Origin of the sequence: Telluribacter humicola (assembly GCF_017355935.1) — a bacterium.
Lineage (GTDB): Bacteria > Bacteroidota > Bacteroidia > Cytophagales > Spirosomataceae > Telluribacter > Telluribacter humicola.
In genome coordinates this window covers 400128-415578 of the sequence record NZ_JAFIQT010000001.1, presented here as the reverse complement: position 1 = coordinate 415578, position 15451 = coordinate 400128, and the positions used below count along the sequence as shown (strand labels likewise).

At 48.2% G+C, this 15451-nt stretch carries 13 protein-coding genes; 6 read left to right on the top strand and 7 right to left on the bottom strand.

What is annotated here, in order from left to right; translation table 11 throughout:
• Positions 1-2: 2 nt before the first annotated feature.
• Genes JUB14_RS01960 through JUB14_RS01940 form a run of 5 tightly spaced genes read right to left on the bottom strand, consistent with a single transcriptional unit; the run spans position 3 to position 6858 of the window.
• Positions 3-3038, bottom strand: coding sequence for an SPOR domain-containing protein (locus JUB14_RS01960; protein WP_207504033.1), 3036 nt, complete (start codon positions 3036-3038; stop codon positions 3-5).
• Between the two features lie 6 nt (positions 3039-3044).
• The gene (locus tag JUB14_RS01955) at positions 3045-3767 is read right to left on the bottom strand and encodes a TolC family protein (RefSeq protein WP_207504031.1); all 723 of its coding nucleotides are present in this window, start codon (positions 3765-3767) and stop codon (positions 3045-3047) included.
• Positions 3764-4975 (bottom strand): sugar transferase, encoded by a 1212-nt coding sequence (locus tag JUB14_RS01950; RefSeq protein ID WP_207504029.1) that lies wholly within the window; start codon positions 4973-4975, stop codon positions 3764-3766. Before JUB14_RS01950 ends, JUB14_RS01955 begins: the two co-directional genes overlap by 4 nt.
• 5 nt (positions 4976-4980) lie before the next feature.
• Complete coding sequence (locus tag JUB14_RS01945) at positions 4981-5373, bottom strand: response regulator transcription factor (RefSeq protein WP_207504027.1); 393 nt, start codon at positions 5371-5373, stop codon at positions 4981-4983.
• Between the two features lie 30 nt (positions 5374-5403).
• Positions 5404-6858 carry an O-antigen ligase family protein gene (locus JUB14_RS01940; protein WP_229367477.1) on the bottom strand — a complete coding sequence of 485 codons (1455 nt, stop codon included), beginning with the start codon at positions 6856-6858 and terminating at the stop codon, positions 5404-5406.
• A 344-nt stretch (positions 6859-7202) separates the two neighbouring features.
• Between JUB14_RS01940 and JUB14_RS01935 the strand changes: the two genes are divergently transcribed.
• From JUB14_RS01935 to JUB14_RS01910, 6 genes are all read left to right on the top strand, one after another.
• Positions 7203-7574, top strand: a complete 372-nt coding sequence (locus JUB14_RS01935; RefSeq protein ID WP_207504023.1) for an Hpt domain-containing protein — start codon at positions 7203-7205, stop codon at positions 7572-7574.
• Positions 7564-8256 (top strand): LytR/AlgR family response regulator transcription factor, encoded by a 693-nt coding sequence (locus tag JUB14_RS01930; protein WP_207504021.1) that lies wholly within the window; start codon positions 7564-7566, stop codon positions 8254-8256. Before JUB14_RS01935 ends, JUB14_RS01930 begins: the two co-directional genes overlap by 11 nt.
• A gap of 10 nt (positions 8257-8266) precedes the next feature.
• On the top strand, positions 8267-8974 hold the full coding sequence (locus JUB14_RS01925) for a hypothetical protein (RefSeq protein WP_207504019.1): 708 nt from the start codon (positions 8267-8269) through the stop codon (positions 8972-8974).
• Positions 8975-9156: 182 nt separating this feature from the next.
• Positions 9157-10137, top strand: coding sequence for a pyruvate dehydrogenase complex E1 component subunit beta (locus tag JUB14_RS01920; RefSeq protein ID WP_207504017.1), 981 nt, complete (start codon positions 9157-9159; stop codon positions 10135-10137).
• An 80-nt stretch (positions 10138-10217) separates the two neighbouring features.
• Positions 10218-11714, top strand: coding sequence for an ATP-binding cassette domain-containing protein (locus JUB14_RS01915; RefSeq protein ID WP_207504015.1), 1497 nt, complete (start codon positions 10218-10220; stop codon positions 11712-11714).
• Positions 11715-11928: 214 nt separating this feature from the next.
• Positions 11929-12264 (top strand): hypothetical protein, encoded by a 336-nt coding sequence (locus JUB14_RS01910; RefSeq protein ID WP_207504013.1) that lies wholly within the window; start codon positions 11929-11931, stop codon positions 12262-12264.
• A gap of 4 nt (positions 12265-12268) precedes the next feature.
• Here the strand turns inward: JUB14_RS01910 and JUB14_RS01905 are convergent, their stop codons facing one another.
• The gene (locus tag JUB14_RS01905) at positions 12269-13783 is read right to left on the bottom strand and encodes an alanine/glycine:cation symporter family protein (protein ID WP_207504011.1); all 1515 of its coding nucleotides are present in this window, start codon (positions 13781-13783) and stop codon (positions 12269-12271) included.
• A 153-nt stretch (positions 13784-13936) separates the two neighbouring features.
• The gene (locus JUB14_RS01900; protein WP_207504009.1) at positions 13937-15403 is read right to left on the bottom strand and encodes an amino acid permease; all 1467 of its coding nucleotides are present in this window, start codon (positions 15401-15403) and stop codon (positions 13937-13939) included.
• Positions 15404-15451 lie beyond the last annotated feature (48 nt).

Sequence of the window (15451 nt, the reverse complement as noted above, 5' to 3'; positions counted from 1 at the left end):
TACTACTCCTGTTTTTTGATTACAGAAGTTTTTATCTCAAGAATGAAGCCAATTGATTCAGCCTCGTCCTGAGCTACCTTAAAATTTTGATAAGGACCTGCAGTTACTGTATAATTTCCTCCCGCCTGCTGGGGATCATGAATTTGGGCACGGTATCCACCTCCCTTAAGGTCCCGCTGACGATAAACGGCATTACTGCGACTTTTGAAACTACCCGCCTGCACATAGTATACGGTCCTGGTATTGGCTGCCGGAGCCGTTTCGGCCACGACTTCCTCTACTTTGGGGGCTGCTTTGGGTATTACCTTAGGAGCTTCTTTCGGCGTTGTTTTGGGTGTTACCTCACTAACCGCCGGACTCTCTGGAGTTACTTTACTAACCACTGGATTCTCCGGTTTTACCTCCATAGGTTTACTTTCAACGGGTGCGGGTGCAAGTACAGTCTCCCACCCATCCTGAGTTATCGTAGCGGAATCAGGCTCTACCGGTAGCGGAGCATTATCCGCTGGAGCCAGCCCACTGAGCGAAAGAGAGTCATCTATTGAAGGAACACTTCCAGTAGTCTCTTGGGTCGTTTGTGAGGAATTAGCAAACCAATACAGCCAGAAGCTTTGTCCCTTGGCATTAGGTGAAATCATCCACCATATCAATGCTACACCTACAATAATACCTATAAACATGGCTCCTCTAAGCAGCCAGCTCTTTTGTGCCTGTTTACGACGCCGGTTACGTCTCCTCTGCGAAATATCAGCCGTATCGTCAGGATTTGTCTGCTCTGAATTTGTTGAATTAGGATCTTGAGATTCGTGTGGTGATAACATACCAGAAGTACTTACATGTAATTGAACGCTACTAATTTTTTCAGAGTTATGATGAATCACTGACCTTGGGATCAGCAGATTCTTCAGCCACTGCCGAATAGAAGAACGATCGCGGGGTATATCGCCAATCAACTCATCCATTTGATCGTGTTTGACCTGGTTGAGCAATAGACCTACCGGCGCAGATGATGTATCCAGATAGTTTTGTAGCGCGTATTGGTCCGAAGTATCCCATACGGCAGTAGCATCGGCAACCAGTAATGAAAAACCAGCCTGCTGCACCCATCGCGTCAGCAAGGGTGAATTAAGCAGAGCTGGCAGCTCAACAAGTACAAACTCTACCTGCTCCCAGTCTGTTGTGGGTACGTTGCTCTTCAACGCATCCAGATCACCCAGATCAGGCCCCCATTTGTACGCGTACTCTCCTGCTACACTATTAGAATGTCTATCCGGATTCAGCCAAAGTGCCGGGCTGCCTTCCTGCATCAACTTTCTTTGCAGCTTTCGCGCAAAGTGACTCTTACCCGTTCCTTCTTTAACACTGAAGACCAATATCCACACCGGATGCTGCTTCGTAACCATAGCCATGCGCCTGATCCTCGATACGCACTGATTGAGTGTACGTTCTTCAATGGTGCCGTAATGAATATAATTTTTAGAATGATCTACCAAAGGCATACCTCCTACAAACGGAATCCCTATCAACTTCTCGGCACGGGTAGGTCTTTTCAGAGACCAGTCAAAGTATTCTTTCCCGACAATATAGCTGATTACCAACATAAATCCAACCAGGAACGAGGCCATAACCAGTATCAAACGCTTGGATGGCTCGGGCTGTGCCGGAAACTTAGGAGGATCTATAACTTTCAGATTAATAGACAGCAGCAGGTTTTGTTCCCTAAGCTTACTTACGTTCAGGCCGTGGAGGATTTCGAGGTATTCCTTTTCGGCTACATTAATTTCTCTCTCCAGGCGGCTCAATCCCGATCCCACCGGCGCCAGCGCCTTATAATGCTGCCCGTGGTTACGCTTGATATCGCTCAGCACCAGCAGTCGTGCTTCATTTTTATCCACACTCACAAAGGCATCGATCCAGTCACCAAACATCAGCTTGCCCGGTACCCCGTCTTTGGTGTTACTGACATCATACAGGTCTGTGATACTGGTACGAGCCCGCTGCTCATACTGTGCGATCTGAGCCCTGAGCTTCTGAGCATCAGCCTGGCTGCTTTCGGGCTGCATCTCCAGCATGGCCAATCGTGAGTTCAGAACCGCCAGCGTATCCCGAATCGAATTCATGGCCTGATTTCTAAGGGCAATATCCTGCCGGATACTCAGCTTATCCTCCAGGTGTTTGAGAGCCGCCTTTGAAGCCTGCAGCTCCGTACTTACCTTCTGTATTTCTGAGTCTATCTCATGCTCCTTAGTCGATACATTACGGGTTTGTTCATCATAGTTAATGATGTTATTCTGGCTGGCGTATTCTTTCAGCTTATCTTCCGAGCCGACCAGCTTTTCGGTAGCTTTTCGAAGTTGTTCCTCAAAGTAGGTGACTACGTTACTGGTTTCGCTTACTTTCATGTCGCGGTACCTGCGCATGAAAACCGATGTAATCAGTTCCAGCGTCCGCTTTACTACGGCAGGATCATTCGCGATGTAGGTGATCTTCACCATGTCACTTGTTCCCTCACGTGCCACAATCAGGTTAGACGCTATTCCGCGTACACTGTAAGGTCCATCTTTCTTGTTGAGCAGCTCTTCGGCAATGACATTTTTAGGGATCAGGGAGTAACGGTAGATATTCTCCACTGTCTTATCCAGTGAGTTGTAGTCTACTACCTCTTTTATGACTCGCCCGGGAAGTACCTCGTAAAGATGGCTAATGGTTTCATCGTTGGCGATACCCCGGTCCGGCGATCTCATCATCAGGTGGGTAGCCAGTAGCCTGATGCCTACCTCTTCTAGGTTGGTGCGTGCCTTGATGGTGTTGATAAGGTTATCAAAGGCATTATTAACGGTTAGGTAGTCGATACGCTGTTCATCTCCGGACTCAAGAGTATACCCTGACGCCAGACCAGTATAGATTAGAGTATTGGCAGCAAACTCTCGCTTTGTATGGCGGGTCATAAAGAATACCGCTATCGCCAGAGATGCCGGAAATAGTACCAACAGCCACTTGTGATCCAGAATAAGTCGTAAGAACCTAAGTAAAGACATGATATATTAGTATAGCCTCTGCCCAGTCAGGGCTTCCAAGGCTTTTATATTTTCATATAAATACTGCTTGGCCACTTCATATTCGGCCGCTGCTTTGGATGATATTTCTATGACACGTGAAAGCTCAGCAATCGCGATGCCGCCTTCTCCGAATTCCTTCTCTGCCATCTGGCGGTTTAGCTGAGTAGTCTGTTTGGCTTCACTCTTGATCCTAAGCAGGTTTTGTGCGGTCTGTACGGCGTAGTACCTGGTGATAACTGCCAACTCGACCTCCTGCTCCGTTACCTCCTTTTTTTCCATGGCTTCCTTACTTTCGTATTCCGCCATCCTGACTTCGCTTTTACGTCCCAATAAGTCAAAAGCTGATACACGTACGTTGAAAGCCGCCCTATACCCGTTGTTGAAGTTGCGATACGCATCAATGGTACCCGTAGGCTGCAGCATGATCAGAGCCTGATTTCCTAACCCCAGCTGCAGATCTACTCCCATCGCATCCATCCACTGACGCTTTTTATTCTCTATATTATACAGGCTTTTGTTCATGCTGGCATCCTGCATACGTACGGCAGGCGAATGCAGAATGGCCATATCTACTACTTTCTTGAGAGGAGGTAGCGTGATCAACTGTCCGGCAGACTCATCGGCGGCAGTCTGGGCCCAGGCGGTAGTGCCGGTCAGGCTTCCTACCAGCACTACCGCCCATACAATAATACCCCTGATCCCTCTCATACATTTTCGGATTGAAGTAAGGCCGGGACAGTCTTAAGGATGATATTCATATCCATCCAGAAGGAGAAGTTCTGTACATAGGTAATGTCCAGCTTGATACGCTCTTCTTCGGACATCTCCTGTTGGCCCTTGCCCCGCTTGGTTACCTGCCAGAGCCCGGTAAGCCCTGCCGGTCCCGCAAACCGGAGGATGTGCTCATCAGTGGTAAGCTTTTCGGCTTCGTAAAGTGGCAGTGGCCGGTTGCCGACCAGCGACATATCACCACGAAAGATGTTGTACAACTGAGGCAGTTCATCCAGACTGGTATTACGCAAAAACCGACCAATACGGGTAATACGCGGGTCATTCTGAAATTTCATGAAGGCAACCTTGGCTTCCTTCTCCTGATGGTACTGTTTTTCACATACCTGCTCTCCGTCCAGAAACAGCAGATTACTACAGGTACCGCTCCCTATACATTGATCACAGAGTGTTACTCCGTTTCGGGCGGCTTTTTGATCCTCCTTGTTGTACATATTCAGCGAAGCCATCTTCTTGATGAGCTGATCCGCATCGGTACGCATGGTCCGGAACTTGTACAGTTCGAATATCTTGTAGCCGGCTCCTACCCGCTTTGACTTATACACAACCGGCCCCCTTGAATCCAGCTTGATAAGGATAGCAACGAGCAATAGCAAGGGTAAAAGGGCCAGCAGAGCCGTACCAGTTACTGTGACATCCAGTACCCGCTTCCACAGGGGCGTTTGCACGTGCAGTACGGATACTTTTTCCGAAGCTTTCATGGCGGCATAGTGCTGCCGCTTCACAAAGTAATGAAGGCGGATCATCAGGTCGCCCCGGTCAAAATTGCTCGGAAATACATCGTCCACCTTCATCCTCCTGGCTTCCTCGATCACATGAGGTGTAATTTTCGTGACGGTCAAAATAGTAGGTATTTTCCGCAGCCAGGGACTGTTATGGATGGCTTCCAGCAGGGGTTTTCCACCGGCATCCAGGCTGGCAATCACCGCATCGGCCGGGTAATGGTCTTCGAGCATCTTCAGAGCCTCCTGCATATTGTCAAAGTACTCGATCTGCAGCTTGTCACCGAAGCGTTCAATAAACTTTATGCTTTGCTCGTAATCTTTATTAAGGTACACTACTCTTAATAAAGCAGGCATAACAGTAATTTCTGCTTTGGATGCTGAAAGGGCAGTACTTGTCTCCATGAGCATTAGTATGAATAGCGATTGATACGTCTTAAAATGGCGTTGACTTTCGCCACCACTTCCATTGGGTTGAATGGTTTGAGCATAAAATCATCAGCCCCCAAATTGAGACACTGAATCCGTTCACTACTATCATCTGTTCCTGACAGAATAATGATAGGAATATCGTTGTACAGATTACTAGCCCTAACCACCCTGACAAATTCCTTTCCGTTCAGGTTGGGCATATTCAGGTCGGCGATGATCATGTCTACTTTATAGCCTTCTTCTAGCCAGGCCATTCCCTCCATCCCATCGCTTTTGGTAACAACCTGAAAATCTTTCCGCAGAAAATGCTCTAGTACTTTACTGGTACTTGGTTCATCATCTATGATCAATAGGCTTTTTGGGGGATTCATAAAGTATAGTAGATAATAGCTTTAGTCTTTTCAATGCTTAAAATGCTGTAAGAGCAGGGGCTGTCCCTGCGTATTTTTTTGGGTATCAGTACGGCGTCTCGTTAATAAATACAGGAAAGCGATACTCATATACATCACGGTACCCGTCGGGATCTGCCCCAGTACCTGATTACCATAGCTGGCTGCGGTAATACCTGTAACTCCCGCGTATAGCGCCATAAGCTGCTGACGTATGGGGGCATGGGGCATATTCCAGATCCTGAGAAAGAAGTAGCCCAGGAAAAATAGCAGCATTGCCAGGTGCAGTACCAGACCGACGATACCCGTCTCCGCCCAGATCTTCACATACCAGCTATCAGTAGGCGTCTGAGCCAGCAGCGTATTGGGGCTGAACCGCAACCCCCAGTACCCGGCAGAGCCTATTCCTCCTCCCAAGGGGCGAGAGGCCAGATAGGTACTCAGTTTCTTTTGATTTTCGAGCCTGACCAGCAGCGACGGATCGTTTGGATCAAGAGCGCTCCGCATGCGCTGTATCTGATAATTATCCTGACCTATATAGGTAAACTTTAGCATCCCGAATACTAAAGCGCCGGCCAGGCCTCCTACAACCAGGAGTTTGAAGTTGCGCGCCAGGAACAAATAGGCGGTAAAGCCCGTCAAAGGCACGAATAAGGCTCCTCTGGTACCGGAAATCAGCATTCCATAAAAGCACAACAGGCACGTTGCCAGGTAGAACAGACGCTTTCTGGGGGAGAAGCTGCCTAACGCCATAATCAGGCCTGCCAGACCCGCGTGTGCCATCGCCGCTCCATACTGTCCCGCATCCGAATAAAAAGAGAAGACCCGCAGCCGCCCATGGAGTACGTGAGTGGAGGCGTTGCCGGCGTTAAGCCAGGCCTGCTCCGCAGCATCTACTCCAAAAAGGAACTGCTTTATACCATACAGGGCAGCCACGCAGGACCACCCAAACCAAATCATAATGAACCTCTCAAAATGCTTTTCATCGTTCATCAGCTCCATCACCAGCCACACCGTCAGGATCAGGTACAGGGCTACTCCACGCATAGCATAAAACCAAGCGGCCATACTACGGGCTTCGGGATTAGCTATCTGTAGCAGACAGTAGAGGGCCCATACAGAGATCGCCACTAATACGGGATTACGGCGTAATGAAGGCCACTGACGGGTTTCGAAGCGGTGAAAGAACTCAGCCAGCAGTGTCAGAATGAGCAGAGCATCTACCGCAAGCCCTATCGGTGCCGGTACATAGCGGGTAAGGCCTATCGCAATGAAAGAAACAACCAGTACGGAATATAGCCCTACCACAGGCTGCCTGAATACACATACGGTATAGCCTACGGCAATCGGTAAGGCCAGCAAGGCTACAACTGCCAGCAGTTGCCCCTTAGCAATTACTACTGCTAGTGCCAGTACAAGCACCAGTATCAGTAGAGCATGAAAAACATGACGCAAGCCAAGAGCCATAGTTGTCATTAACTAAGTTGGCATATTATGAATACGCTGTTGTCTTAGGAGTGGTGTGGAGCAACAAATACACCGGACTAGTATTCCTAGTATGGAGCAGCTATTTGAGATTTAATGCACATTGCTGGTAATCTCTCTGTCACTCCCCTCCCTAAATATTCTTTTTTACTACTATCTCCTGCCTCAATCCTATCATTTTTATCAGGCCATCTCTCATGATTCTTACTATGCAACTGTATTGAAGCAATAATGCTGCCAATTTTGCCTGTACAAAAGATATCGTATCAGGGGCGTTGTTCTTTCATAAATCATTTTTGTACTTTGCTCCCGAAAAGCTCCGTAACATGACTACAATACAGTTTCCTGCTGCCCTTGATAAGAATATATTGCAAGAGTTATATGCTGATGATGTTGATTATGCAACAATGATGTTTGATCTCTTCCTGACGGAGATTATCCCCCAGGTTAATGGACTGAAGCAGGTCGCGGAGCAGCAGAACTGGCCTGATTTCCGCCAAATATGCCATAAAATCAAGCCTACCTTCAGTATGGTAGGAGTCACTCAACTGGAGCACTTATTTGAAAAGCTGGAAGATTCGCAGAATTTAGAGGACGCTACTGCAATTATTGACATAATTCATAATAAATTGGCTCAGGTTTTGCCAGCTGTTCAGGTAGCCCATACTCATCTAAAAAGTCTTCAGGATGAAAATTAATTGTTTGATTGTAGACGACGAGTCAATGGCTCGTCAGTCGCTGGAACGCCTGTGTTCAAAGCGACCTGAACTGCACATCACTGACGTATGTGCCAGTGCTCAGGAGGCTTTGGCTATTTTAGAAGCCCAAACTATTGATTTACTCTTCCTGGACGTGGAGATGCCCGAGCTAACCGGCCTGCAGCTTCTGGATATGCTCCCGTATACTCCACAGGTAGTCCTGACTACTTCCAAGACCGAATATGCCTTTGACGCCTTTCAATACCAGGTAGCGGATTACCTCAAGAAACCCATTACTTTACCCCGGTTCAATCAGGCTGTAGATAAAATCATTGAGGCTTCGAAGACTTCACCTACCTCGGCACCTGCCACCAACGACATCTATGTACGTACCGACGGCCGGTTTGTCCGGCTATCATTTGATGATATTCTGTACATAGAGAACACCGGCGACTATGTAAAGATCCGTATGGCTTCCCAGACCCATATAGTACATACTACCATGAAAAACCTGGAAGAGAAGCTGGACCCGCGTCGGTTTATGCGGGTACACCGCACCTTTATCGTCAATCTGAGCCGGATCATTGATATAGAAGAAAATACGCTGGTCATTGCTGATAAGGTAATCCCCATCAGCCGAGCCAACAAAAATGAACTCATGAACCGTCTCAACATCCTGTAAGGATCCGGTCATGAAAACAGCTCTCGGATTACTACTCGCTTTTAGTCTGACAGGGCTGCTGGGTTGTGGCACCTACCGCGAAACATCCAAGTACCAATTGGCTAATGGTTATTACATGACCCAGTCACGTGAGCGCGTATATGTAGATAATGAGGAGGAGGTAGTATATGTCTATCCCCTAAGAAAAGCAGAAAATACTTATCAGGTTGATACAGTCCGGCAGAGCAAACAAGCCTTTCCCCGCCAAAGATCCGAAAACCCACCTACTAACCTGTACCTGCGCAACCACAGCTTTGACGTTGACTTTCTGACTATTCCTTTTAAGTACCGTCCACCGGTACATGGCGTCCCGCGCCAGTTCAACACCAACCTGAACGGAGCCGTCTACTTTGGCTACCGTAACGACATCTACCACCTTAAGTACCACGATAGCCCCATCAGGCACTTTCTTCGCCATACTACCCACTATGGGTTTTCGTTTGGGGCCTTTACGGGCCTGGGAGGTACCGCCATGAACCCTACTGTAACCAACGATGCCATCACCCTTGAATACGATGGCTTCATCTGGTCCAATGGCTTTTCGGGTATTCTTGGCGTTGACAATGTTACGATCGGCTTAGCCCTGGGCTGGGACAACCTCCTGGACCGCAACCGTCAGCACTGGATCTACGAAAACAAGCCCTGGTTTGGCTTAGCCTTTGGTCTTAATCTCAATTAAAAATCAGCCGGATCTCCCGGAAATTTGTACAGTACTCCTGTACAGCCGCTGTTTTTTTGTTGCTTCCTGACCGCTGCTCCCTGTCTTTCATTGATTATGCACCAATTACAATTTGAGAATTGGTCGTGTTTCTCTAATTTTACCCTGTTTTTTACGTAATCATTACACAGAAACCAATTCTGATGAAAGAAATAGCATTCAGAGACGCCATTCGGGACGCCATGTCAGAAGAAATGCGCCGCGATGAGCGGGTATTCCTGCTGGGTGAAGAAGTAGCCGAATATAATGGTGCTTATAAAGCCAGCCAGGGTATGCTTGATGAGTTTGGGCCGGAGCGCGTGATTGATACCCCCATCGCCGAGCTTGGCTTTGCTGGTATTGGTGTAGGAGCCGCCGCCAACGGTCTTCGCCCCATTGTAGAGTTCATGACATTCAACTTCTCGCTGGTAGCCATTGATCAGATCATCAATAGTGCCGCGAAGATGCTTTCTATGTCGGCAGGTCAATATTCAGTACCTATGGTATTCAGAGGACCTACCGGTAACGCGGGCCAGCTGGGTGCACAGCACTCTCAGAACTTTGAGAACTGGTACGCCAATACTCCTGGTCTGAAAGTGGTTGTTCCATCTAACCCATACGATGCCAAAGGTCTCCTAAAGTCATCTATCCGCGACGATGATCCGGTTATTTTTATGGAGTCAGAGCTGATGTACGGTGATAAAATGGCTATCCCTGATGAGGAGTACCTGATCCCCATTGGTAAAGCAGATATTAAGAAGTCCGGAAAAGATGTAACCATCATTTCGTTTGGTAAAATGGTACCCCGCGTAGTAATGCCGGCGGTTCAGGAACTAGCCAAGCAGGGTATCGAAGCCGAAGTAGTTGACCTTCGTACGGTTCGTCCTATTGACTACGAAACAGTTATCCAGTCAATCAAGAAGACCAACCGTTGCGTAATCGTAGAAGAAGCGTGGCCGCTGGCGTCTATCTCGTCTGAGCTTGCCTACTGGATTCAGCGCTATGCGTTTGACTTTATGGATGCACCGGTCATTAGAGTTACCAACCGGGATGTACCCCTACCATACGCTCCTACGCTGATCGAAGAAGTTCTTCCCAACGTAAAGCGTACCATTGATGCTGTAAATTCGGTCATGTACCGCTAAGCATATACGACCAGTAATGATTTAACCAGTGAGGCCGCCTCTGATCAGAGTGCGGCCTCATTTTTTACTTTTGATAGCTGATGGAAATCTTTTCTCTTACTGATGTTTCGGTCAGGAAGTATGATTCGCCGGTACTACACGACCTGCGGTGGCAGGTGAAGCCGGGCGAGCAGTGGGCTGTAGTAGGTAGCAATGGCTCCGGCAAAACCACCTTACTCGAAACCCTGGCTGGCCGCTGGGCCACCGCCCGGGGCACCCTACGACGACAGGGGACTATCGAGTTTGTAGCCAACGATTATTCATTCAATCGTATCGTACGGGCAGCGGCTCAGTACTACCAGCAGCGCTTTCAGGCGTACGAGGCGGAGGTGGCACCCACTGTACGTGAAGTACTAACGGGCCGACTTAAACCCATAGGTACTGTAAATGAACAGTCAGTAAACTTGCCCGAGGTAGACATTGACGCTGCGCGCTTTGAGCAGGTTACGCAGCTACTGCATCTGACTTCCCTCCTGGACCATCCGTTCATTACCCTTTCCAACGGCGAAACCCGCCGCATGCTACTGGCCCGCTCTCTGCTCAAACACCCGGATATTCTCCTGCTTGACCACCCTTTTGTCGGACTGGATGTTCATTCGCGTCAGGTACTCAGGGAAGCCTTGTCTCAACTATCAGCAGATGGTGTTACTATTGTACTGGCTACCCCTCCCTCTGAACTCCCAGACTATATTACTCACGTACTGGAACTAGATAATGGGACTGTTAGTAAAGCTCTTCCTTTATCTGAGTGGCTTTCCAGCCGAACAGAGCTCCCAGCAACTGACCCAGTGGCTACTCCTACCCAGGAACCGATAGCGGCCTTTGGACCTCCGGGCTTTACTGACTTTGACTATGCTTTCAGCCTCCGCAACATACGCGTAGTATACGACAGGCAAGCGGTACTGGATGGGGTAAACTGGGATGTAAAGAAAGGGGAGAAATGGGCGCTCAGTGGCCCTAATGGATCGGGCAAGTCTACTCTACTAAGTATTCTGACCGCCGATCATCCGCAACGCTTTGCTAACGATTATGACCTATTTGATCAGAAGCGCGGGGGCAAAGGCAAATCGATCTGGGATATTAAGCAGCAGATTGGTCATGTATCACCGGAACTCCATCTGTATTTTCCCACGGATACACCTGTTTTCAAAACTATCGCATCAGGATTTTTTGATGCAACGGGCGTTTATTTTCGTCAATTAGTTCCCGAACAAACTGAGCAGGTACACCGCACGGCCCAGCTACTGGGCGTGGAAGACTTGCTAAACCGTTCATTCAGCAAACTATCCAAAGGAGAACAACGGCTTACGCTGCTGGCTCGAGCTCTTGTCAAGAATCCTCCCCTGCTCATCCTGGATGAGCCCTGTCAGGGGCTTGACATAGCCGCTGTCGAGAAGTTTAAAGCGGTTGTAGATGCCGTAGCAGGCAGTCCGGAACGGACACTGATCTATGTATCGCACTACCCGCATGAGATTCCTGGCTGCGTAACAAAGACCCTCAGCTTGCAGCACGGAAAGGTAGTAGAGCGTACTTTATAATAGGGGCAAAAGCAAAAGATCCGGCTCCTCTGTATAAGGGCCGGATCTCCTTGTTGAATCGTAACATCTATAAAACGCGGCACCTGCACAAAAAGTTGCGCCTGAGAAAAATAGTGACGTAGTTTTCCAAAATAAATATATAACTTATCAGACAAAGAGGCATTTACGGAAATGGCCTATAATTTCAATAAATAGTTCAAATCACTGATGTACTATGGCCGCGCGTCAGCAACCTATCTATGAAGTAAAAGTCGAGACGATGATCCTGACGAACCCTTTCAACTCAACTGAACCTACCTATACGTACTTCTCTAATCTTAAGCGGGCAGTGGATACCATACGCATAGTACTGGGAGCACAGGGCTGGCCGGTACAGGTTAGTTACTCCTCCGTATATCGTGACCTGAAGCTACGCAACCTCTATGCCCAGACCTTCAGCGCCGAGGGAGTCAGGTACTTTCAACTCACCATTACAAAGCGAATCATCAACCCACACCTGACCACCCTGGGTATAGACGAGATGCCTCGTCCCCGAAAGTCAAAAAAGTAACAGGCTACTTTTTCCAGGTACCTCCTTTAATAAAGGCCATATATCTGGTTACTTCGGACCTTACAACCGGCAGCAGGAAGAACAAGCCTATTAGGTTAGGAACTGACATAGCAAAGATCATAGCATCTGAGAAATCAGTTACGGCACTTAAGCTGGCTGCCGCACCAACGACTACGAACAGGCAGAAGATAACCTTGTAGAGAATATCATTGAAACGGTTCTTTCCAAAGAGGAACAGCCAGGCCTGCAGCCCATAGTATGACCAGGAGATCATAGTAGAGAAAGCGAATAGTATTACCGTAAAAGTCAACACGTACGGAAACCAGGGAATTACCGTAGCAAATGACTCCGAAGTCATTTCTACTCCACCCATATTGCCTGCATTATCGTAATCGCCGGTGATAACAACGACCACAGCCGTCATCGTACAAATGATAACGGTATCGATAAAAGGCTCCAGCAGGGCTACCAGCCCCTCACTGGCGGCGTAGTCAGTCTTAACGGCCGAGTGGGCAATAGCCGCAGAACCGACCCCTGCTTCGTTGGAAAAAGCTGCCCTCCGAAAACCTTGTACCAGTACGCCTACCAGACCACCCGATACAGCTACCGGACTAAAAGCTTGGGTAAATATCATAGTTAGCGTTTCGGGTAGGTTAGATATATTAACGGCTATCACCACCAGCCCTGCCAGGATATAAATACCACACATAAAAGGTACTATCTTCTCAGTGATGGAGCCAATGCGCTTGATTCCGCCAATAATCACCAGTGCAACCATAGCAGCCATTACAACCCCGAACACAGTACCCGCCGAGCTGGATGTACTGCCGACCATGTTCAGAAACTGGCTGGCGGCCTGATTAGCCTGGAACATGTTGCCTCCCCCAAAAGAACCACCTACGCACATAATAGCAAAAAACACAGCCAGTACTTTACCCAGCTTCTCCTGCCCCCGCTCTTTGAGTCCCTTGGTCAGGTAGTACATAGGTCCACCGTATACTTTACCATCTGGCCCTATCTCACGAAACTTTACCCCCAGCGTACATTCGACAAACTTAGAGGACATACCCAGAAAACCAGCCAGAATCATCCAGAAAGTAGCTCCCGGACCACCCAGCGATATGGCAATGGCCACCCCCGCAATATTACCCAGGCCTACGGTGCCCGATACCGCGGCTGTCAGTGCCTGGAAATGTGATACTTCACCAGCATTAGTTGGGTCACTGTACTTGCCCTGCACGGTCTCGATGGAAGTACGTAGCCCCCGAACATTAATGAACTTAAAATAGACGGTGAACAGGATAGCCGACAGAAGCAGGAAGATAATCACCAACGGCATGTTAGTAGCCTCCGTATCTCCTAATTGAATAGGATAAAAAACAATACTACTTACAAAGTCAGTGGCGGGTTGTACTACATCATTAATTTTCTTATCCAGGCCTCCAGAGTCTTGTGCGAACAGAGGAGAAACGCTGCTTAAGCAGCCCAGGATGGTCAACAGTAGAGGCTTTCTTGTCATAAAGGCATTTAAAAAAGGAATAGTATTATGGTAGATCTGTAAAATAATATTTGGCCAATTAAGGCATAAACTACTATAAATTGCAATCAGAAGCAATAAAAAAGCCCGCAAGTGAAGTACTTGCGGGCTTTTTTATTTTTTAATGACTTTTACCTATTGGTTCTGGTTATATTCTTTGCCCATAAGGCTGTTTTTCTTGCCATAGCCAAAGTAAATGGCCAGACCAATTCCCAGCCAGATAGCCAGTCGGTACCAGCTTTCTATTGGAAGCGAGTACATCAGATACAAGCACACAACAATACCCGCTAAAGGTACGAAAGGAACCAGAGGCGCCTTGAACGAACGGGGAGCATCAGGCATCTTACGACGCAGCATCCATACGCCCGCACACACCAGGCAGAAGGCAAACAAGGTACCTATACTTACCATATGACCCAGATCGCTAACCGGCACAAAACCAGCAAAAACACTTACGAACAACATGAAGAAGATGTTGGTTTTCCAGGGCGTGCTGAACTTGTGGTGTACTTCGCTAAAGAACTTGGGAAGCAGTCCATCCTTACTCATGGTATAGAATACCCGGCTCTGGCCCAGTAGCATCACCAGCATTACGGAGGTATATCCCGCCAGAATAGCAACGATAAGACCATTCTGCAGGAAGTCATAGCCGGTTTGGGCAAAAGCAGTAGCAGCCGGCTTGGCATCGTTCGCAAATAGCTTGTAGTTAACAAGACCCGTCATTACGTGGGCAAACAGTACGTACAGAATAGTACAAACGGCTAGTGAACCCAGAATACCAATGGGCATATCACGCTGAGGATTCTTAGCCTCCTGCGCTGCTGTAGACACCGCGTCAAAACCAATAAAGGCGAAGAATACCACCGCGGCTCCGGTAGCAATACCCGTCCAGCCGAAGTGCTCGTATTCACCCGTATTAGCCGGAATATAAGGCGTATAGTTAGCAGGATCAATGTGGCTCCAGCCCAGGGCAATAAAAACAAGTACCACAGCTACTTTCACCACCACCAGTATGTTATTCATTAGGGCAGACCCCTGTGTACCTCTGATGAGCAGCAGCGACAGCAACCATACAATCAGAATAGCCGGCAGGTTGATCACACCACCTTCGATAATGGTACCATCACTGAGTTTTACTTTTTCAAACGGCGAACATACCAACTCAACCGGCAGATGTATACCAAAGCCATTCAGAAACTCGAGCAGGTACCTCGACCAGCTCACCGCCACCGTAGCAGCACCCAGGGCATATTCAAGTACCAGGTCCCAGCCTATGATCCAGGCTACGAACTCTCCCATGGTAGTATAAGAATACGTATAGGCGCTCCCGGCTATGGGAATCATTGAAGCAAATTCAGCGTAGCAAAGACCGGCAAAGGCACAACCAACAGCCGCCAGTACAAATGATATGGTTACGGCCGGACCGGCATGTTCGGCAGCGGCAATACCTGTGAGTGAAAAAAGACCGGCCCCTATGATAGCGCCGATCCCAAGTGCAACCAGACTAGATGCCCCAAGCGAGCGTTTCAGTTGATTTCCTTCATCGGATGACTCCTCCTGTAATCTCGCCAGAGGTTTTCTTATCCAAAGTTGATTTGCCATAGTAAAAAGAAGAGAGATACTTAATTTTTAGTGTCAATGAATAATAAA